General features: G+C 38.5%; 16 protein-coding genes, 2 tRNA genes, 1 other RNA gene and 3 pseudogenes. 14 read left to right on the forward strand and 8 right to left on the reverse strand.

The window, feature by feature from the left end; all coding sequences use genetic code 11:
* The first annotated feature begins 8 nt into the window (after positions 1 to 8).
* Positions 9 to 914 carry a TIGR01777 family oxidoreductase gene (locus tag CDG59_RS09050; RefSeq protein ID WP_087544942.1) on the forward strand — a complete coding sequence of 302 codons (906 nt, stop codon included), beginning with the start codon at positions 9 to 11 and terminating at the stop codon, positions 912 to 914.
* Here the strand turns inward: CDG59_RS09050 and thiO are convergent.
* Both thiO and hemB read right to left on the reverse strand, forming a co-directional pair.
* Positions 900 to 2,021, reverse strand: a complete 1,122-nt coding sequence (gene thiO / locus CDG59_RS09055) for a glycine oxidase ThiO (protein WP_087544944.1) — start codon at positions 2,019 to 2,021, stop codon at positions 900 to 902. The two genes, CDG59_RS09050 and thiO, sit on opposite strands and share 15 nt — an antisense overlap.
* 79 nt (positions 2,022 to 2,100) lie before the next feature.
* Positions 2,101 to 3,114, reverse strand: a complete 1,014-nt coding sequence (hemB, locus tag CDG59_RS09060) for a porphobilinogen synthase (RefSeq protein WP_087544946.1) — start codon at positions 3,112 to 3,114, stop codon at positions 2,101 to 2,103.
* A gap of 171 nt (positions 3,115 to 3,285) precedes the next feature.
* On the opposite strand from hemB, the gene CDG59_RS09065 reads away from it, so the two are divergent.
* The 3 genes from CDG59_RS09065 to CDG59_RS09075 all read left to right on the forward strand — a co-directional run bounded on the left by CDG59_RS09065 (position 3,286) and on the right by CDG59_RS09075 (position 6,731).
* Positions 3,286 to 3,783: a thioesterase family protein gene (locus tag CDG59_RS09065; protein WP_087544948.1), complete on the forward strand. Its 498-nt coding sequence runs from the start codon at positions 3,286 to 3,288 to the stop codon at positions 3,781 to 3,783.
* A gap of 266 nt (positions 3,784 to 4,049) precedes the next feature.
* Positions 4,050 to 5,198 (forward strand): HlyD family efflux transporter periplasmic adaptor subunit, encoded by a 1,149-nt coding sequence (locus tag CDG59_RS09070; protein ID WP_087544950.1) that lies wholly within the window; start codon positions 4,050 to 4,052, stop codon positions 5,196 to 5,198.
* A 6-nt stretch (positions 5,199 to 5,204) separates the two neighbouring features.
* A complete protein-coding gene (locus CDG59_RS09075) occupies positions 5,205 to 6,731 on the forward strand; it encodes a DHA2 family efflux MFS transporter permease subunit (protein WP_005158194.1) in 1,527 nt (508 codons plus the stop codon).
* A gap of 124 nt (positions 6,732 to 6,855) precedes the next feature.
* Here CDG59_RS09075 and CDG59_RS09080 read toward each other — a convergent pair.
* The 3 genes and pseudogenes from CDG59_RS09080 to CDG59_RS09090 form a co-directional block, all read right to left on the reverse strand.
* A pseudogene (locus CDG59_RS09080) lies at positions 6,856 to 7,008 on the reverse strand (Arm DNA-binding domain-containing protein); the annotation flags it as partial.
* A 179-nt stretch (positions 7,009 to 7,187) separates the two neighbouring features.
* Positions 7,188 to 7,547: a transfer-messenger RNA gene (ssrA, locus tag CDG59_RS09085) on the reverse strand.
* A 185-nt stretch (positions 7,548 to 7,732) separates the two neighbouring features.
* A pseudogene (locus CDG59_RS09090) lies at positions 7,733 to 8,003 on the reverse strand (hypothetical protein); the annotation flags it as partial.
* A gap of 377 nt (positions 8,004 to 8,380) precedes the next feature.
* Here CDG59_RS09090 and CDG59_RS09095 point away from each other — a divergent pair.
* A pseudogene (locus CDG59_RS09095) lies at positions 8,381 to 9,003 on the forward strand (MarC family protein).
* A gap of 220 nt (positions 9,004 to 9,223) precedes the next feature.
* Positions 9,224 to 9,745 carry an acyl-CoA thioesterase gene (locus CDG59_RS09100; protein ID WP_005158145.1) on the forward strand — a complete coding sequence of 174 codons (522 nt, stop codon included), beginning with the start codon at positions 9,224 to 9,226 and terminating at the stop codon, positions 9,743 to 9,745.
* 133 nt (positions 9,746 to 9,878) lie between these two features.
* On the opposite strand, the gene CDG59_RS09105 is transcribed toward CDG59_RS09100, so the two are convergent.
* Entirely contained in the window at positions 9,879 to 10,094 is a 216-nt protein-coding gene (locus tag CDG59_RS09105) for a hypothetical protein (RefSeq protein WP_087544954.1), read from the reverse strand.
* Positions 10,095 to 10,571: 477 nt separating this feature from the next.
* Between CDG59_RS09105 and CDG59_RS09110 the strand changes: the two genes are divergently transcribed.
* From CDG59_RS09110 to pgaD, 7 genes are all read left to right on the forward strand, one after another.
* Positions 10,572 to 11,585, forward strand: coding sequence for a CobW family GTP-binding protein (locus CDG59_RS09110; protein ID WP_087544956.1), 1,014 nt, complete (start codon positions 10,572 to 10,574; stop codon positions 11,583 to 11,585).
* A 75-nt stretch (positions 11,586 to 11,660) separates the two neighbouring features.
* Positions 11,661 to 12,191, forward strand: a complete 531-nt coding sequence (locus CDG59_RS09115) for a YaeQ family protein (RefSeq protein ID WP_005158142.1) — start codon at positions 11,661 to 11,663, stop codon at positions 12,189 to 12,191.
* Between the two features lie 18 nt (positions 12,192 to 12,209).
* The gene (locus CDG59_RS09120; RefSeq protein WP_005158141.1) at positions 12,210 to 12,551 is read left to right on the forward strand and encodes an FKBP-type peptidyl-prolyl cis-trans isomerase; all 342 of its coding nucleotides are present in this window, start codon (positions 12,210 to 12,212) and stop codon (positions 12,549 to 12,551) included.
* A 386-nt stretch (positions 12,552 to 12,937) separates the two neighbouring features.
* The gene (locus CDG59_RS09125) at positions 12,938 to 13,333 is read left to right on the forward strand and encodes a hypothetical protein (RefSeq protein WP_087536973.1); all 396 of its coding nucleotides are present in this window, start codon (positions 12,938 to 12,940) and stop codon (positions 13,331 to 13,333) included.
* A 252-nt stretch (positions 13,334 to 13,585) separates the two neighbouring features.
* A complete protein-coding gene (pgaB, locus tag CDG59_RS09130) occupies positions 13,586 to 15,583 on the forward strand; it encodes a poly-beta-1,6-N-acetyl-D-glucosamine N-deacetylase PgaB (RefSeq protein ID WP_087544959.1) in 1,998 nt (665 codons plus the stop codon).
* 15 nt (positions 15,584 to 15,598) lie between these two features.
* Positions 15,599 to 16,855 carry a poly-beta-1,6-N-acetyl-D-glucosamine synthase gene (pgaC, locus tag CDG59_RS09135; RefSeq protein ID WP_005158135.1) on the forward strand — a complete coding sequence of 419 codons (1,257 nt, stop codon included), beginning with the start codon at positions 15,599 to 15,601 and terminating at the stop codon, positions 16,853 to 16,855.
* 30 nt (positions 16,856 to 16,885) lie between these two features.
* The gene (gene pgaD, locus CDG59_RS09140; RefSeq protein WP_005158127.1) at positions 16,886 to 17,302 is read left to right on the forward strand and encodes a poly-beta-1,6-N-acetyl-D-glucosamine biosynthesis protein PgaD; all 417 of its coding nucleotides are present in this window, start codon (positions 16,886 to 16,888) and stop codon (positions 17,300 to 17,302) included.
* A gap of 134 nt (positions 17,303 to 17,436) precedes the next feature.
* Here pgaD and CDG59_RS09145 read toward each other — a convergent pair.
* Positions 17,437 to 17,522: transfer RNA gene (locus CDG59_RS09145), tRNA-Leu, on the reverse strand.
* 208 nt (positions 17,523 to 17,730) lie between these two features.
* On the opposite strand from CDG59_RS09145, the gene CDG59_RS09150 reads away from it, so the two are divergent.
* The gene (locus tag CDG59_RS09150; RefSeq protein ID WP_087544961.1) at positions 17,731 to 19,509 is read left to right on the forward strand and encodes an alkaline phosphatase D family protein; all 1,779 of its coding nucleotides are present in this window, start codon (positions 17,731 to 17,733) and stop codon (positions 19,507 to 19,509) included.
* Positions 19,510 to 19,635: 126 nt separating this feature from the next.
* On the opposite strand, the gene CDG59_RS09155 is transcribed toward CDG59_RS09150, so the two are convergent.
* Positions 19,636 to 19,721 (reverse strand) — tRNA-Leu (locus tag CDG59_RS09155).
* Positions 19,722 to 19,723: the final 2 nt, after the last annotated feature.

Here is a 19,723-nt window from a genome sequence, read left to right on the forward strand (position 1 = left end):
ATCAGTCCATGAAAAAAATGACGGTATTGGTGACAGGTGCAAGTGGGTTTATTGGTTCTCATCTTTTACCTTTTCTATTGAAAAATAATTTTCAAGTGATTGCACTGACACGACAAAAAAATAAAGCTTCATATGATGCAGATTTAACATGGGTGAATGATTTAGATGAAATTAAAGTCATTGAAATTGACTATGTGATCAATTTGGCTGGTGAAAATATTGGTCAAAAACGCTGGACTGATCAAAGAAAAAAACAACTGATACAAAGCCGAGTGGCCATGACGGAGAAACTTTATCAGTGGTTACAGCAAAAAAGCATCTTCCCCCAATGTATTATTTCTGGCTCAGCTATTGGCTATTACGGGATTGATCCTCAAGAAATGTGGACGGCGATCTGTGACGAAAATACACCACCACAAGTCATCTTTATGTCAGAGCTTTGTCAGGCTTGGGAACAAACAGCACTTAAATTTACTCAACAAAATACTAAAATTATTCGCTTAGGGGTGGTGTTTGGTGATGGCGGAATCTTGCCGCAAATGCTGTTCCCCATTCGCTTAAATGCGGTAGGAAAGATCGGTTCAGGACGGCAGCCAATTGTCTGGATTCATATTCAGGATGTCTTAAGAGCAATTATTTTTTTACTTCAATTACAGGCTGATCAAAAAGTTTACAATTTAGTTGCTCCAGAACAAATCAATCAACAAGGTTTTGTTGATGTTGCTGCAGGAGTTTTGAAACGTAAACCTTTTATGACGATGCCTAAATGCGTGTTTGAATTAGCATTAGGCGAACAATCACAATTAATTTTAAATGGTCAATATGTAACGCCTCAGGCATTATTGAAACATGGTTTTAAATTTCAGTATCCCAATTTAGAGCAAGCCTTAACCGAAATTTTATTGGATCACTAAATTTTTTTTCTTCAAACGACTTGGTGAATAGGCACTTGGGTCAACAATAGGCGCTTGTTTTAAAATGAGTTGGCGTAACAATTGCGCCGAACCAGCACCCATACATAGACCATTACGGAAATGCCCAAAATTGGCCCACAGGTTTCCAATTTCAGGCATGGCACCGATGTAGGGAATACCGTGTGGCGAACTTGGACGTAACCCAGCCCAGCGTTGCACAATCGGGAACTGTTCCAGCTCAGGCACCATTTCCAGACACGCCGTTAAAATATCCTGCTGTGTTTGCTCATCCACTGCGGTGCTAAAGCCACAATCTGCCATGCTGGAACCACAGACGATATGACCATCCTGACGTGGAATCAGGTACATCACCCGATTCATACACATGGTAGGTAACCAGTTTTCAGGTGTTTTAAATAGCAACATTTGGCCTTGTATAGGATGTACAGGAATTTGTCGATGTATGTGTTCTTCCCAATATTGACTCCATGCGCCCGAGGTCAGAACAACATGATCAGCATGAAAAACTTGACCATTTGAAGTTTGTATTCCGTGTACCGTTTTATTTTTAACAATCAGTTGATCAATTGAGCAGTGCTCAAAAAAACGAACGAAAGGATGCTGTTTAAGATAGCTAATCAGCGATTGTAATAAACGAGGATTACGTACATTCGACAGTTGCGGAAAATGGATGGCTTGTTGAAATTTTTCTGAAATATGCGGATTAATTTGTTCAAGTTGTTTGCGTTCTAACAAATTGCACTGTTGCATGGGTTCTTGATATTGACTGGCATAATTCAGTCCTACATCAAAGTCTTCCTGATCGAAAATCAGCATGCCTGTATTGTGGATTTGAAAATCAATCTCCGTGATAGGCAGCAGTTTTTCATTCCACATTTGATACAGCGATTTACCGTATTGAGCAAGATGATTAACTTCTGGTGCATAACGCCACGGGTACATCGGGGAAAGAATTCCACCGCCTGCCCATGAGGCAGCCTGACCTGCTTGTTGTTGATCAAAAATATCAACAGAGCAACCTTGTTCAGCAAGTTCTAACGCTGACATCAAGCCGCTAATACCCGCACCAATAATGGCAATATGCATAAAAAATTAAACCAATTTCAAAATTCACCTCTTTGATATTAAAGAGGTGAGGAGTGTTTTAGCTCAGCAAGGGAGATTGCTATCTCATCTCTTTGAGTTTACGTGCAGCATCTTCGGCAAAATAGGTCCAAATACCATCTGCACCCGCACGACGACAGCACATCAATGACTCTAAAATGACGCTTTCAGATAACCAGCCATTTTGAATCGCACCTGCAAGCATGGCGTATTCACCACTAACTTGGTAGACAAAGGTAGGTACACCAAAGGTATCTTTCACTTCACGAACGACATCCAGATAAGGCATACCCGGTTTTACAATCACCATATCTGCACCTTCCCGAATATCAAGTGCAATTTCATGCAATGCCTCGGCACGATTGCCGACATCCATTTGATAATTATATTTATTTGCACCTTTTAAATTACTTGCTGAACCCACTGCATCACGGAAAGGACCATAGAAGCTTGAAGCATATTTTGCTGAATACGCCATGATATTGGTATAGATAAAACCATTTTGTTCAAGTGCTTGGCGAATCGCACCAATGCGTCCATCCATCATGTCACTTGGTGCAACAACATCAGCACCTGCTTGCGCATGGCTTAGGGCTTGTTTGACTAGGCATTCAACGGTTTCATCATTTAAAACATAGCCAGTTTCATCAATAATACCGTCTTGACCATGAGTGGTATAAGGATCAAGTGCGCCATCGGTAATCAATACCATTTCTGGTAATTCTTTTTTCAGTAAGCGGCAAGTTGCTTGAACCAAACCATCTTCATGCCATGCAGCTTCCGCCGTTAAACTTTTGTCTTCTTGTGGGGTTACTGGAAATAAAGCAAGCTTTGAAACACCGAGTTCGAGCAAAGTTTCTGCTTTTTTGAGTAATAAATCAGCAGATAGACGCTGCACATTTGGCATGCTTGGAATATCTTGAGTTTGTTGTTGTCCCGGTAATACAAATACTGGATAAATCAAGTGATTAGCTGTGAGTTGTGTTTCACTGACCATAGCACGGAGCTGGTCATTTTTACGGATACGGCGCATGCGAGTCGCGGGAAAAGCGGGACGATTGAACGTATAAGTCATAACAATCTCGATGTTCAGTATTACACTATAGGAATAATTGAAATATTTAAGTCATGCTAGGGAGAGCTTAGCGGCTAAGTTCAATTAAATATCCTCGCTATTGTAGCCCCATAATTTTAGATTTGTACAAAATAATGGGATGTTTATCGTTCCTTTGGATTTAGACAGCGTATGAATGATGTAAAGAAAAACTGGACAGGCAATATTCAGTTAGGTGCCAAAGCCGATCATGACGTGGTATTAAAGCAGCTTTGTAAAGCATTTAATTCTTCACCATTTTTTAAGCATTGTGGCATGAGCATGCGCGTTGTTGATGATCAAATTGAAGGTTATATCGAGATGCAGCCTGACTTGGTCGGTAATGTAGCCTTCCAAATTTTGCATGGTGGTGTTGCTGCGACATTACTGGATAGTATTGGTGGCGTGGTTGCAATGGAACAACTTTATCGCCGTGCAACCCCTGAAGATTTACCTGACACGATTAAGAAAGTATCGCGTTTAGCAACTGTAGATATGCGTGTTGATTATCTTGCTCCGGGTCGTGGTCAGTTTTTTACTGCGCGTGCGGAAACATTACGCTTAGGACGCAAAGGCTGTACTATGCGTATGACCATGCTCAATGATGAAGCTAAGCCAATTGCAACCGCAATCGCTTCTTACGCCTTTTAAGTATAGTGTTTGATATGAAAGCGTCTTTTGACGCTTTTTTATTGTTTAAAGGAAAGTGAAGTAAAAATAATTATCAAAATATAAGAATTGAACGCATCAGTTATTTTTTTTATTCTCGTCATATGATTTTTTATCGTTAAAATGCGATTTAAATTTTTGTTTGTATTTTGATCTTTTGTTTTAACATTCGGTTAAGTTTTCAAAATTAAACTGATCTGCTGATTAAACCAAAAGTTAAAAATCCCTTTAATTTTCAGGAATAACATATGACTGACGCCCAAGCTAATCAACAAGATATTGCTGCTGATTCGGCATCAGATGATGCAATGAAAGCAAAACGTAAAAAGTTTTTAGGATTTTTCGCACTTATTCTTATCCTTGCAGCAATTTTGTATGCTATTTGGGCGTTGTTCTTTAATCATGCTGTCAGTACCGATAATGCTTATGTTGGTGCGGAAACGGCACAAATCACCTCAATGGTGAGTGGACAAGTCGCTGAAGTTTTGGTGAAAGATACCCAACAAGTTAAAAAGGGTGATGTTCTCGTTCGTGTAGATGAGCGTGATGCCAAAATCCAGTTGGCACAAGCACAAGCTGAGTTGGCAAAAGCGCAACGTCAATACAAGCAAAGCCAAGCGAATAGTAGCTCATTGAATTCTCAAGTTGTGGTTCGCAATGATGAAATTAATAGTGCACAAGCACAAGTAAGTAAAGCACAAGCAGATTTTGATAAAGCAAACTTAGAATTAAAGCGTCGTAATGAACTTGCCGCTTCAGGAGCGATTTCTAAAGAGGAATTGAGCAAAGCGCAAAGTGCAGTATCGACGGCACAAGCAAGCTTAGATTTAGCTCAAGCGGGTTTAGCCCAAGCAACATCAAGCCGTAAAGCTGCAGAAAGTACACTTGCTGCAAATGAAGCATTGATTCAAGGGGCAAATGAAGCATCAACACCTGATGTTTTGGTTGCAAAAGCCCATGTTGAGCAAGCAACGCTTGATTTAGAGCGTACCGTTATTCGTGCGCCTGTTGATGGTGTGGTGACACGCAAGAATATTCAAATTGGACAACGTGTTGCACCTGGTACTGTGATGATGTCAGTGGTGCCTGTATCTGCGCTCTATGTCGACGCAAACTATAAAGAAAGTCAGCTTGCTAAAGTGAAAGCAGGGCAGAAAGTAACGCTTCGTTCAGACCTATATGGTGATGATGTGGTTTATCACGGGACAGTTCAGGGCTTCTCTGGTGGGACAGGTGCCGCATTTGCCTTGATTCCAGCACAGAATGCGACAGGAAACTGGATTAAAGTAGTACAGCGTCTACCTGTACGTATTACGCTTGATCCCAAAGAACTTGCAGAACATCCATTGCGTGTAGGGTTGTCGATGCAAGCGGACATTGATCTCGCATCGAAGTAATCAGCCATGAAAACGCAGAATCCTTTTGCAGAACTTAGCGGTGGGCGGTTAATGCTCGCCGCATTTGTCATTGCACTTTCCAACTTTATGGTGGTGCTTGATACCACCATTGCCAACGTTTCAGTCCCCCATATTACAGGGAACTTAGCTGTTTCTAGTTCACAAGGAACGTGGGTGATTACCTCTTACGCCGTTGCTGAAGCCATCTGTGTTCCACTTACAGGTTGGCTAGCTGGACGTTTTGGCACAGTCAGAGTTTTTGTCTTTGGGTTAATTGGTTTCACCATCTTTTCATTCCTATGTGGTTTGGCGACATCACTGGAAATGCTGGTTTTTTTCCGTATTGGACAAGGACTTTGTGGTGGTCCGTTAATGCCACTGAGCCAAACCTTGTTGATGCGAATTTTCCCACCTGAAAAACACTCACAAGCCATGGGAATGTGGGCCATGACCACCGTGGTTGGACCAATTTTGGGGCCGATTTTGGGCGGACTGATTAGTGATAATCTGTCCTGGCATTGGATTTTCTTTATTAATATTCCTGTTGGAATTTTCTGTGTATTGGCAGCCATTCGCTTGCTGTCTGTAGCAGAAACTAAAACTGAGAAATTACGAATTGATGCAGTCGGTTTAGGTTTGTTAGTCCTTTGGATTGGTGCTTTACAATTGATGCTAGACCTTGGGCATGAGCGAGATTGGTTTAATAGTACCAGTATTATTGTATTGGCATTAACGGCAGTTGTGGGTTTTATTGTTTTCATGATTTGGGAACTCACAGAAAAGCATCCTGTGGTTAACCTGTATGTGTTCCGACACCGTGGTTTTGCAGTTTCTGTGCTTGCACTCGCTTTTGGTTTTGGTTCGTTCTTTGGCAGTATTGTCCTTATTCCTCAATGGCTACAAATTAACTTGGGTTATACCGCCACGTGGGCAGGGTATCTGACTGCAACTATGGGTTTTGGTAGTTTGACGATGTCGCCAATTGTTGCCAAGTTATCAACTAAATATGATCCACGGGCATTGGCTAGTTTTGGACTAGCATTGTTGGGTGTGGTTACGGTCATGCGAGCTTTTTGGGTTACAGATGCAGACTTTATGTCATTAGCATGGCCACAAATCTTGCAAGGTTTTGCAGTGCCGTTTTTCTTTATTCCGCTGTCGAATATTGCAATGGGCTCTGTTTTACCTCAAGAAATGGCTTCTGCCGCAGGTTTAATGAATTTCTTGAGAACAATGGCAGGGGCGATTGGTGCTTCAATTGCAGTGACAATTTGGGATGATCACACGAAGGTAGCTCGTAGTGAAATGGTGAATAATTTGCACCCACAAGAAGTCCAAAATACCTTATTGCAAAATGGTTTTTCACCTGATGCAACACTCGCAACGATTGCAAATTTAGTTGATAAAGAAGCGATTACGATTTCGGCTAATCATGTGTTTATGATTTTGGCTATTGTATTTATCTTTGCCAGTGCCTTGATTTGGATGAGTCCCAAACCGAAGCAGATTACAGGTGGGCCAGCACCGCATTAACTTAAATAGATGATTATTTCCAAAAAACTCGGATTGATTCATCCGAGTTTTTTTATTTCAATCTGATATGAATGTTTATTTCGTCTTTGGGTTTTTTAAGTCACTCCTAAAAAGTAAACAAGTATTTATATCGTAGTTGCCACGATTTATTACCATCAGGTTTGACACGAAAATATAAGCCATCGCCGTCTAGCTCCCGATATTCTTTTGATTCAGGCTCTAGGTTAGCCAGTACGGTATCTGATAAAGGTCTACGTTTTATGTCTGTTCGTTTCATTTTCTTGTATCCCTGCCAGTTCAATAAATATGAGGGGATACACGCTAGGATACATGGCATGTATCCCTATGGCTAGTTATATTTGGTTATGTTTAGGCAAGAAAAAAGGCTTAAACCCTTTAGATTCAAGCCTTTATATTTTAAAACTTGGCATATTTTGCCATGTTTTGTTAGGTATATGGTGGAGATGGCGGGAGTTGAACCCGCGTCCGCCAGCACTACACTCGAGAATACTACATGCTTAGATATCGTCTATTGTTTTAACACCAAGCGACCCGACGAACAGGGTAAAAGGTGCGATCCTCTAAGTTTGGTATAAAGCCCCGAGGCTTGACTTTATACGGACTTGTGTGCGTGCGCTTCGGTCGGGTTCACTGACCACAAGTATTCAGTGAAGCGGACAAGCTGCCCTTAGGCAGCTAGAGCGTAAGTTTCGTCGTTTGCGACTATTAAAATGCAAATTTTATTTACGAGAGAAAATGCGCTCTCGGCATGCATCTATGAGCTTCATCACCAGCGTCGAAGCCAATAACATCCCCATATATGAAAGAGCATCATAGCATAAATATTGAAAATTTAAATCTAAATTTACCGGCTTTTAGGTTTGTGGTTAAAAATCGATCTAATTGAAATTATAAATTAATTGCATGTCTTTAAGAATTGGCTTTTTAACGTTTAGTTAAATTGGAACTTCAAAGAAGCAATATACATTTAAATCTCTTCATTAAAACAATAGCATATGACTCGGCAGCTTAGGTTCATGCCAACCAACACCTAAAGCCCGAATAAGATCTACGCTAGCAATCATTCGACTGCCATGAAGCTGTGCAGCGAGTTGCTCTTGCTGCAAGATTCCAGTCCGAATCAATCACATCCAGATAGCTGATACTGCCTTCACGATAACGCAAATGTGAAAGCTGATTGGCATGTCGGGATGACGCAAGTGCTTGTAGGTGTGCCTGTATTTGCTGATCCAGAATACGCTGATCAGACAGTTCATATACTGATTAAATCCTTATTTTACATTTTCAATACTAGTTATATACAGCGCTACAAATTTAAAGAAATATGAATATGCGAACATATTCAAATTCAAACTAGTTAATTTTTATGATTTTACGGTTCATAAAAACTATTTATCAGTTTTTCGCTGTTTATTTGATCGCACTTTTTGCCTGTATCACTTATGAGTTTTTTTTAAATTAACTAATTTAAGATACGTGGATTCAAGCGATGATACTGTTTTTTAAGTGTTGAATCGCAGCATATGCATTCTTTGTTTGATTAATCAGTTGGAATCGTTTCGAAATTCTATTCTCATTTACTTTAACTAGAACGAAGTTTAGGTATTAATCGTAATAACGGGAGTTTTATGTTTTCACCCTATATCCATGCATTTGCATTGTTTTTTTCATTACTGAATCCGTTCCTGATGAGTGTCTACATGGTCGGGATGATTCGGAATACCGATGTAAAAGTATTTAATAAAGCATTGATTCAAGGGAGCTTAATTGCTTTTGCTGTTTTTGCATTATTTGCATGGGGGGGCGAGAATATTTTTAGTCGCTACCTAAATGTAAGATTTGAATCTTTCCAAATATTTGGTGGACTAATTTTTCTTGTCATTGGTTATCGTTATGTGTTTCAGGGTGCAGAAACAATCGGTGAAATGCGTGGTGCTCCTGAGCATTTAGCAGGTACGATTGCTATGCCTTTTATGATCGGACCAGGAACAATTAGTGCTGCGGTTGTCACAGGCGTGAGTGTTCCATTTGGAGGAGCAATTGCTGTGATTGCCCTCACATTGGCGTTAACTTGCAGTATTCTTATCGCGATGAAATACGGACACGATCATTTACGCTACAAGCATGCGAAGTATATTGATCGTTACTTTGCATTATGGGGCGTTTATCTGCCTTACTGATCGGTACAATTGCTGTCGATATGATCGTTAATGGGGTGATTGGACTCATTCAATCTACAAATTTAAATTAAATTATCAGATATAAAATTTTGTATGATGAGTATTTATCTAGTTAATAACACATTGTTAATTTTAGATAAAATCTAATAAAAAGGGTCTATATGTAATCCTACTGAAATAATGTTTCGATCTATCATAAAAATAGTTGATGATGTTTTATACATTTATACGTATTTTTACGTTGAGGAATGAACGATAATACACAAGTTGTATTCTCCTATGAGTTCTCCTATGTATCCATTAGATCAATTGAACCAAGCACCTGATGATCAGTCAGAGCTTACAATGTCAGTTTTAATGACACCTGATATGGCAAACTTTTCAGGTAATGTTCATGGTGGAGCAATTTTAAAACTGCTTGACCAAGTTGCTTATGCTTGTGCAAGCCGTTATTCAGGCAGTTATGTTGTGACCTTGTCTGTTGATAAAGTTAATTTTAAAGAGCCAATTTACGTTGGTGAATTAGTCACATTTTTAGCGAGTGTTAATCATGTAGGACGTACTTCTATGGAAGTCGGTATTCGTGTAGAAGCACAGAATATTCAAAAGCGTACAATCAGACATACCAATACCTGCTATTTCACCATGGTTGCTGTGGATGAGGAGCGTAAACCTAAAGTTGTTCCGACATTAAAATTAGATACGGATTGGAAGCGTTGTCGTTTCGAAGCTGCAGAACAGCGTAAGGACCTACGTTTACAAGAAGTACAGCAACCTTCTTGCAGTATTTTCAAAAAAACTAGCCAGTGTTGATTTATTCATCACATTTCTAGTGATCTAAAAAAAGATCGAACCGCAGCATGGTTCGATCTTTTTTTATTTGTAAAGATGAGTCAGATCATTACAAATGTTGTTCTAAAGGGTCTGGAGGAACCTGAAGATCAAATTATTTACTAGCCGTTGGAGCAGCTGTTGTTGCTGCATCACTTGCTGTGGTGTCTGTCGTAGCTGGATTTGAAGTTTCAGGTTGCTCCTGAGTTGATACCACGACTTTCTCTTCAGTGGTTTTGGTACTATATGATTTGTCATGAGCCGAAGCCGCAAATGTTGTTGCAGCTGTTAAAGCAAATGTTGTCGCAATTAAAGTCTTAATGAGTTTCATGTTTGGCATCCATATTTAAACTTAATTAAAAAATTACAGCTTCAATTCGAGAGATGAATGAGAACAAATCTTGAATTTCTGCATGAGGTTTATGCTAAGTGCCTAAGTTTTTTACAGCAATATTCTTAACAATCTTTTACGGCAAACTTAACAATAGCGCATCATAAAACGCGGTTTTGTGATGCGCTTGTAAAGTTAAATGCCTGAACCTATCAATAAAATGTATATAAATATGTATTTTTGATTAAAAAATAATCTGTGATTTTACGTGTTTTAAACAAGAGCTTTCTTTTGCAAATAGTTTAATTATTGGATAAAACATTTATATTTTAATTTTAAATAGTATTTTTAGATTAATTTTGTGATTGGATTCTCTCTATTTTTGTTTTAATTGAATTATTCCATGAATTTCATTCTTTATTTTATTTCGCATATTTTTCTCTTTAGAATGAAATAAATTTTTAATGCGAGTAAATCGTGAAGTTCATTGCTCCCAAAATTGTTCCTACTCACATTATTTCTGGTTTTTTAGGTGCAGGTAAAACAACGCTATTGCAGCATTTATTAACCCAAAAGCCTGAAAACGAAGTTTGGGCTGTTCTAATGAATGAGTTTGGGCAAATAGGTGTTGATCAACAACTGATTACCCAACAACAAGGCTATGCTGTCAAAGAACTACTTGGTGGATGCTTGTGCTGTAGCAGTCAACTTCCTATGCAAATTGCACTAGCTCGCTTACTCAGTGAAAGTAAACCTGATCGTTTATTTATCGAACCGACGGGTTTAGGTCATCCTGCACAATTATTGGAACAACTGACCGAGCCACATTGGCAAAGTAGTTTAGCAATGCGTGCTTTGGTGATTGTTGTAGATGGGAGTCGCCTACATGATGAAGATTGGGTTAAACAGAACTTATATACCGATCAACTGAAATCTGCCCAAATCGTAGTCCTCTCGCATATTGATTGTATGTCAGTAGCAGATCATCAAGCCTATGCGGCTTTAAAACAAGAATATGACACTTATGTCCAGCATTGGATTGAAGTTGAGTGTGGCAAAATTGAATTGTCTCAGATTGATATTGTGCAACAACCTGTACAACGTAAGATCCAACCTTTACTCAAGTTACAACAAACACAGGCTATTGAGCCTCCGTTAGAAATAAAACAACTTCCATATCATTATGTAGAAACGGCCCAAGGTTATACCGTTGCAGGTTGGAAATTGCCTAAACGCTGGCAATTTAAATTTTTTGAACTGTTAGATTTGTTGTGTACGCAACAAAATTGGGTTCGCATCAAAGGCATATTTAATACGGATCAAGGTTGGAAAAGTTTTAACTTTAATCCTCAACAATTTAACTATAAGTCTGCCGAAGAGAGTATTGATAATCGAATTGAAATTATTTGCCAATCCGAACAAGATTGGTTGGGGTTTGAAACACAATTATTAAATTGTCGTCTTGATCTAACTGATGCTCAAAATGAATAAAGCCGATATTTTCTATAATAAAATAGAGTATGCTTAGCGCCAAATTTGAGTACACCGTATTTAAGAGTATTTTTTATGGCGCTAAAAGCAACAATATATAAGGCAGATCTGAATATTGCCAATATGGATCAGCATATCTATGCAGATTATCAGCTAACACTTGCCTTACATCCGTCAGAGACTATTGAACGTTTGATGGTTCGTATTCTTGCTTACGCCCGTTATGCCGATGAGCGATTAGAATTCACCAAAGATTTGTTTGAAACGGATGAGCCTGCGTTATGGCAAAAAGATTTAACAGGGCTTTTAGAAAACTGGATTGAAGTCGGTTGTCCATCTGAAGATAAAGTGAAAAAAGCCAGTGCTCGTTGTAAAAAAGTGGCTGTGATTACCTATGGCTCACAAGCTGCTGATTGGTGGCAAAAAAATACCAAGATTAAGACTTTGAGTAATGTGGAAGTTTGGCAATTAGCATCTCAGACTACACAGGCACTTGAAGGCTTATGTGAACGCACGATGCAATTACAGCTTAATATTATGGATGGAGAATGGACTTTGTTAAGCGATAACGGTCAAGTCGATATTCAATGGTTACAATTGCAATAAATCAGGTTGGGAGAAAAAATGAGCGCTGAATTACAAATTATTGATTTAAAAGTAGGTGAAGGTAAAGAAGCTGTTAAAGGTGCTTTAATCACAACACACTATACAGGGTGGTTGGAAGATGGTACTCAGTTCGATTCTTCAATTGATCGCGGGAATTATTTTGAGACGGTGATTGGTACAGGGCGAGTAATCAAAGGTTGGGATCAAGGCATCATGGGAATGCGCGTTGGTGGGAAGCGTAAATTAATCGTACCTGCACATTTAGCTTATGGCGAACGCAAAATGGGAAAAATTATTCCAGCAAATTCAAATCTGATTTTTGAAATTGAATTATTTGATGTTAAAACTCGCGACGAGTGATTTAGTCTCAATGATGCAAAGCATGATGGCATTGATTTGATTGCTTCATTCATGCTTTGCAAAAAAAAAGTACAAAAACAATACAAATCAAAAAAATCATTTAATCTCAATATATTGATTTTAAATATTTTTATTTAAATCTTCTGTTTTTAACAATCTGCTTAAAATTATTGATTCTATAGAAGGTTCTGTATATCTTTTAAACAAAGAGCAATGCATTTTGAATCAAAGTTTTTACAAAAAATGTGATGTTAATTTACCTTTTGGAAAAATTGCTTTTAATGTTGCCATCCATGATCAGCAGATTCATAAACATGGCGAGGTAAATTATAAAAAATCTATGCTTGTGTTAACGAGCACCAAAAAATCGAGTGAGTGAGGCAGCTATGAATGATTATTTGGATATTACCGCTTCTGAGCTATTAAAAGAATTACATAATTTTTTCTTGATTAATACTTATAATGGCGCTGAAAATGGTTTTTGGGTCAATGAAAAAGCATTGACTGATAAACATTATTGGATGGATGGAGAGAACAAGGTAGAGATTATACGAGAGCTGATTCCTTCACATCAGCATTCACATCCTGACTATCAGATTACCTTATTATCTCCATTAGAAGGGAATGTCCTCTTGCTACAATATGATGGCGTGAATAAAAAGATTCAGACATTCCGTCGTGGTGAATGGGTAAATCGCTTATATAAATATTTTTATCAAAAAGAACGTTATTATTTACAACAACTTTCTGAACATCCAAATTTTCAGCTCATTCAATATTAAGCTTTTATATTTAGCTCACTAGGTTCTTAATACATATCGTGTTAGGAACCTAATTACATATTGTTAAAGTATTGATGTATATTGCGATAAAATTTATAAAATATTTTTTTAAGATTATTTTCAGTTTTTAAAATTATAAATACAATCCTTGCTCCCAGCTGACTCGCTAAAAATCTTATTTGTCCACAAATTGTAAGATGATTCATGCATGATTCGCGCTCAGCCATTTTCGAATATTGAGAAGATATCTCTATGACAACACGTTTAGTGTCTCCGACCTTAAAAACATTTTTAGGTCTAATGATTGGTTTAGTTGCGAATACAGCAACTTTTGCAGAAAATTCCAAAATTGATGCGACAACGTTAACCGTCATTGGTTATCATGAAATTACCGACCATAAAGATGCACTCATCCCAAGTTATGCAGTAACAGCACAACAATTCAGCGAGCACATCGATTGGTTACAAAATAATGGCTATCACTTTATCAATGTCGATCAACTGATTAAAGCACATCAGGGCAAATATACTTTACCCACTAAACCTGTGTTATTGACAGTAGATGATGGTTATCAGTCTTTTTATCAAAATGCCTATCCAATTGTACGTGCGAAAAAAATTCCAGTGGTATTAGCAGTTGTCGGTTCTTGGTTAGAGCCAAAAGCTAATCAGAAAGTGGACTTTGGTGGGGAAGAGATTACGCGCAATAAAATTTTGAGTTGGAATGAACTCAAAGAAATGCAAAATAGTGGCTTAGTTGAGATTGCAAGTCATAGCTATCATTTGCATCGAGGAGTAAACGCAAACCCTCAAGGTAATTCAGAACCAGCAGCGATTACTCGAATCTATGATTCAAATACGAAAACCTATGAAAGCGATGCAAATTATCAATCACGTGTTTATCAAGATTTAAAGAAAAATAATGAATTATTGCAGGCACATGGTTTACGTTCACCACGTGTTATGGTTTGGCCTTATGGTCGCTACAATATGCAATTAGTTCAAATTTCTAAACAATTGGGTATGCCGATTACCATTACTTTGGATGATGGTGCTGATCATGCCAAACAATCGATCCAAAATATGGGGCGTATTTTAATTCAAGGAAATATGTCAACCAATGCCTTGGCACAAGAAATTAAGAACCGCGAACTGAATTTGAATGATAATAATCGTCCGCAAAAGATCATGCATGTGGATTTAGATTACATCTATGATCCAGACCCACAACAACAGGAACGCAATTTAGGTAATCTGTTAGATCGTATCAATGCAATGGGAGTCAAGACAGTTTACTTACAAGCATTCTCGGATCCTGATGCAAATGGTTCTGCTGATATGGTGTATTTCCCAAATCGTCATATTCCAATGCGTGCGGATTTATTTAACCGAGTAGCTTGGCAAATTCAAACACGTACGCCAGTACAGCGTTTGTATGCTTGGATGCCTTTACTTGCATGGGAATTACCTAAATCAGACCCAGTGTCAAAGGATTTAGTTGTCACGCAACAAGCAAAAGCAGGCGAGCATTTGAATATGGGGTATATCCGCTTAAGCCCATATTCACCAAAAGCAAGACAAACCATTAAAGAGATTTATCAAGATCTTGCAAAATCAACGCCATTTGATGGCCTGTTATTTCATGATGATGTGACATTATCTGATTATGAAGATGCAAGCCCTCAAGCACTAGCAGCCTATGCGAAACAAGGTTTGCCAACGGATCTGGCCAAAATACGAAATAATGACGACAAGTTACAGAAATGGACTGCTTATAAAACGCGTACCCTAGATGATTTTGCAATGGAGCTCGCAGGTGAGGTGCGTCAATATCAGCCTTATTTAATGACTGCACGGAATCTGTACGCACAGGTGGCGCTGAATCCATACGCAGAAAACTGGTATGCACAGTCTCTGGAGGAATCACTTAACCGTTATGATTTCACCGCCATTATGGCGATGCCCTATATGGAACAGGTGAAAAATCCCGACAAGTTCTACACTGATATTTTAAATCGGGTCAAGAAATATCCAAACGGGATTAAAAAGACAGTGATGGAGTTACAAGCGATTAACTGGCGTAATGATCAGAAGATTCCTTCTGAAGAAATGGCAGCAACAATTAAGTCACTTTACCAACAAGGTGCGATGCACATTGCATATTATCCAGACGATCCGATTAAAGAACACCCAGATGTGGAAACGATGCGTAAGGCATTTGCTTTAAAATCATCACAATTAGTACCATAACGGAGTAATGTGTCGATGAGTATAATTGCTTTATTATGGGCTTATGCCATTAAGTTTGTTTTCTATTATCCATTATTTATGTCGTATTTATGGATGGTTGGGGCAATTATTTTTTATTGGAAAGAGCGCCAAGATCCTCCATATCAGCAGCCAGCAACTTTGCCTGAATATCCTAAAGTTGCTGTACTCGTTCCTTGTTTTAACGAGGGGGATAACGCAGAAGAAACCATTAGTCATGCTTTGCAATTAGATTATCCAAACTTTGAAGTGATTGCGATTAATGATGGTAGTTCTGATAACACGGGCGAAGTGCTGGATCGTCTCGCGATGCAGCATGAAAAATTACGTGTGGTACATCTTGCTCAAAACCAAGGTAAAGCGATGGGACTACAAGCAGGCAGTTTAATGACTGATGCTGAGTTCTTGATTGGTATTGATGGTGATGCGTTACTAGATCCTCATGCTGCTAAATGGATGATGCGTCATTTTCTAGAAGACTCAACAGTTGCAGCAGTCACAGGTAATCCACGTATTCGTACACGTTCAACTTTATTGGGACGTATACAGGTCGGTGAGTTTTCTTCAATTGTTGGCATGATTAAACGTGCACAACGTACTTTTGGCCGTTTATTTACAGTATCGGGTGTAATTACTGCATTTCGTAAAAGTGCCGTACATCAAGTTGATTATTGGTCTCCAAATATGTTGACTGAAGATATTGATATCACTTGGAAATTACAACGCGCAGGTTGGGATGTTCGTTTTGAACCAAATGCTTTGGTTTGGATTTTGATGCCAGAGACTTTTAATGGTTTATGGAAGCAACGTTTGCGTTGGGCGATGGGTGGGGCACAAGTTCTGATTAAGAATATTGATGTGTTCTTTAAACCAAAACTTAATTTTCTTTGGCCTTTAATGTTGGAGCTTTGCTTAACATTAGTATGGTCATATTTGATGTTGATTATGGCTGTCATGTGGCTGTTACATTTTGTATTTACAATCCCAGCCCTTGCTATCGTTAGTTCACCATTTTTACCATACGGTAGTGGAATTTTATTAGGTGCGACCTGTTTAATTCAGTTTGCTTTAAGCAAATGGATGGATAGTCGTTATGAGCCAAGCCTAGGGAAAAATTATTATTGGATGATTTGGTACCCATTTGTGTTTTGGTTAATTACGATTACTGCTACAATCGTCGCCTTTCCAAAGGTACTGTTGCGTGGTGATGAAAAACGCGCCCGTTGGATTAGCCCAGATCGTGGAATTCGCTGAGTCGCAAGATTCATTTTGCTGAGACTAGAAATGAAAGCAAACAGTTTGATTATCGATGTACGTCGCCAACTCCCATGGCATAAGCGTTATTTTTCTACGACCACAACAGCAATGATGTGGGCAGGTTGGCTGCTATTATGGCGACCATTTATTTTGGTTTGGGTGTTAATTGAACTGCAAAAAACGCATCTTGCACAACGTTTAATGGCTGCATTCAGTCAAGGTCTTGAGCACGGAATTACAGCACTTTTCATGTGTGCGGTAGCATTATTATTATGGGGGCTTTTACCTTCAAAACGCGTACATAAAAAACATGCAATTGAAAAAGCACTACCTGATTATGCACGTTATTTTGAGTTGCCTGAACAAGAAATTCAAGCTGGTCGCCAACAAAAAGTAACCACGCTGCATCATGATGAAAATGGTAAGATTATTAGAGTTGAATAAAATTTATTCGATTGAGAAGTATAAATGCCTTAATTTTAATTAAGGCATTTTTTTATGCTTGTCTTAAATTTTAGACATAAAAAAACCAGCTTACGCTGGATTTTTATTTGCACCATATTTCATTAGTTGAAAAATGGTGCCCGAGGCCAGACTCGAACTGGCACGCTTTGTGGGCGGGGGATTTTAAATCCCCTGTGTCTACCGATTTCACCACTCGGGCATGTGCGCAATAATAGAGGAGACTTTAAAACTTGGCAAGAGTAAAAAGTATTAATTGCTTTCTTTTCAATCAATTCATGTGTTTGTCAGATAAAAATTAAGCATTGTCATATAATTTTCATGATTATTTCATCAAACTGAGATCAAACTTTCATTTAAGCAACTTAGTTTTAATTACTTAAAGTAATAAAATTAAGGTAGCTATCCAAATGACAGCAAAAATTTCACGACGGGAACTCATTCAAAAAAGTTTATTCGGTTTTGGGGCATTGTCTTTATCTGCGGGATTTACAGGATGTAATGACAGTTCAGATCAAGAAACAGCGACATTACAAGTTAATTTTGAACATGGCGTTGCCAGCGGTGATCCACTACAGGATCGCGTGATTTTGTGGACACGCTTAACACCAAGTGATAGCAGTGCACGGTTGCAAGTCACTTGGGAAATTGCGTTAGATCAGCAATTCAAGCAAATTATTAAAACAGACAAGGTGACAACCTCTGCATCGCAAGATTTTACTGTAAAGGTAGATGCAATTGGATTAAAACCAAATCAAAGCTATTTCTATCGTTTTGTTTTCGGGGATAAAATTTCGCCAGTAGGTCAGACTAAAACCTTGCCGACCAGTACATCAAAGGTTAGTTTTGCTGTGTGCTCGTGTTCTAATTATCCAGCAGGCTATTTTTATGTTTACCGTGAAATGGCAAAACAAAATGTAGATGTCGTGATTCATCTAGGCGATTATATTTATGAATATGGCGCTGATGGTTATGCGACAGAAGATGCAGCGAAATTAGGGCGTACGCTTCCTGCGAATAATGATAAAGAAATTATTAAACTGGATGACTATCGCAAACGCTATGCTTTATATCGTAAAGATAAAGACTTACAAGCTTTACATCATCGCCATCCTTTTATTGTGATTTGGGATGATCATGAATTAGCAAATGATGCATGGCGAGAAGGTGCTGAAAATCATACTGAAGAAACAGCAAATGCAAAGAATGAAGGTAAATTCTCTGAAAGAAAATTAGCAGCATTGCAAGCTTATTTTGAATGGATGCCAATTCGTCCAATTGATGATCAGCATATCAAGATTTATCGCCAGTTTGATTTTGGCAATCTCGTTCAGCTTACTATGTTGGATACACGTATTATCGCGCGTGATCAGCAATTAGATTATGTAGATTATATGACTGCAAATGGTTTGAATGCTGCAAAATTCCAAGCGGACTTAACCAACCCTGCACGTACTTTAATGGGATATACCCAACGGGATTGGCTACTCGGAAAACTTCAACAATCTAATGCAACATGGAATGTTTTAGGTCAACAAATATTAATGGCGAAAATGTTTATTCCTGCTGAGTTGTTACTTTCTTTGGCTGAAATAACTTCAGGCAATCCAACTGCCGACACCTTAAATAAAATGAATACGCAAATTACTGAGCTAGTCACCTTAAAGATGCGTTTAAAGCAAGGTGATCCGAGCTTAACCAGTCAGGAAAAAGCTCGTATCCTCACCGTTGCACCTTATAACTTAGATGCATGGGATGGTTATTTTGTTGAGCGTGAAATTTTATACGGCACTTTGGCACAATTAAATAAAAAAGTTGTTGTACTTGCAGGTGATACCCATAATGCATGGTCATCCAATTTATATAGCAAGGATGGTGTGTTTGTTGGTGTTGAGATGGCAACCAGTTCAGTTTCTTCACCAGGTCTGGAAAAATATTTAAATATTCCATTGACTCAGCTACAGCAGTTTGAATTTGCATTTACCACCTTGATTGATGAGCTGAACTATTGCAACTTAAACCAACGAGGTTATCTCATGGTTCAGTTTGATGAAACTCAGGTACAGTCACAGTGGGTTTATGTGGATTCAATCAAAAAATCTGAATATGTAATTGATAAATCACGAGGCTATCAATTGAGTTTGGATAAAAATTTATTGCCAGTCAAAACAGCGCAACAAGTAGCGTAATCCTGTTTCAGTAGCGGCCAAACCATTGTGTTTGGCTTTTTTTATTTTTATTGCACATATTTTTAGACATAAAAAAACCAGCTTGCGCTGGATTTTTATTTGCACCATATTTCATTAGTTGAAAAATGGTGCCCGAGGCCAGACTCGAACTGGCACGCTTTGTGGGCGGGGGATTTTAAATCCCCTGTGTCTACCGATTTCACCACTCGGGCTT

The organism is Acinetobacter sp. WCHA29, assembly GCF_002165335.1.
Taxonomy (GTDB): Bacteria; Pseudomonadota; Gammaproteobacteria; order Pseudomonadales; family Moraxellaceae; genus Acinetobacter.

Coding starts and splice junctions, on each gene's coding strand:
- CDG59_RS09050 (WP_087544942.1), top strand. CDS start 9: ATGAAAAAAATGACGGTATTGGTGACAGGTGCAAGTGGGTTTATTGGT.
- thiO (WP_087544944.1), bottom strand. CDS start 2,021: ATGCATATTGCCATTATTGGTGCGGGTATTAGCGGCTTGATGTCAGCG.
- hemB (WP_087544946.1), bottom strand. CDS start 3,114: ATGACTTATACGTTCAATCGTCCCGCTTTTCCCGCGACTCGCATGCGC.
- CDG59_RS09065 (WP_087544948.1), top strand. CDS start 3,286: ATGAATGATGTAAAGAAAAACTGGACAGGCAATATTCAGTTAGGTGCC.
- CDG59_RS09070 (WP_087544950.1), top strand. CDS start 4,050: ATGACTGACGCCCAAGCTAATCAACAAGATATTGCTGCTGATTCGGCA.
- CDG59_RS09075 (WP_005158194.1), top strand. CDS start 5,205: ATGAAAACGCAGAATCCTTTTGCAGAACTTAGCGGTGGGCGGTTAATG.
- CDG59_RS09100 (WP_005158145.1), top strand. CDS start 9,224: ATGTATCCATTAGATCAATTGAACCAAGCACCTGATGATCAGTCAGAG.
- CDG59_RS09105 (WP_087544954.1), bottom strand. CDS start 10,094: ATGAAACTCATTAAGACTTTAATTGCGACAACATTTGCTTTAACAGCT.
- CDG59_RS09115 (WP_005158142.1), top strand. CDS start 11,661: ATGGCGCTAAAAGCAACAATATATAAGGCAGATCTGAATATTGCCAAT.
- CDG59_RS09120 (WP_005158141.1), top strand. CDS start 12,210: ATGAGCGCTGAATTACAAATTATTGATTTAAAAGTAGGTGAAGGTAAA.
- CDG59_RS09125 (WP_087536973.1), top strand. CDS start 12,938: ATGAATGATTATTTGGATATTACCGCTTCTGAGCTATTAAAAGAATTA.
- pgaB (WP_087544959.1), top strand. CDS start 13,586: ATGACAACACGTTTAGTGTCTCCGACCTTAAAAACATTTTTAGGTCTA.
- pgaC (WP_005158135.1), top strand. CDS start 15,599: ATGAGTATAATTGCTTTATTATGGGCTTATGCCATTAAGTTTGTTTTC.
- pgaD (WP_005158127.1), top strand. CDS start 16,886: ATGAAAGCAAACAGTTTGATTATCGATGTACGTCGCCAACTCCCATGG.
- CDG59_RS09150 (WP_087544961.1), top strand. CDS start 17,731: ATGACAGCAAAAATTTCACGACGGGAACTCATTCAAAAAAGTTTATTC.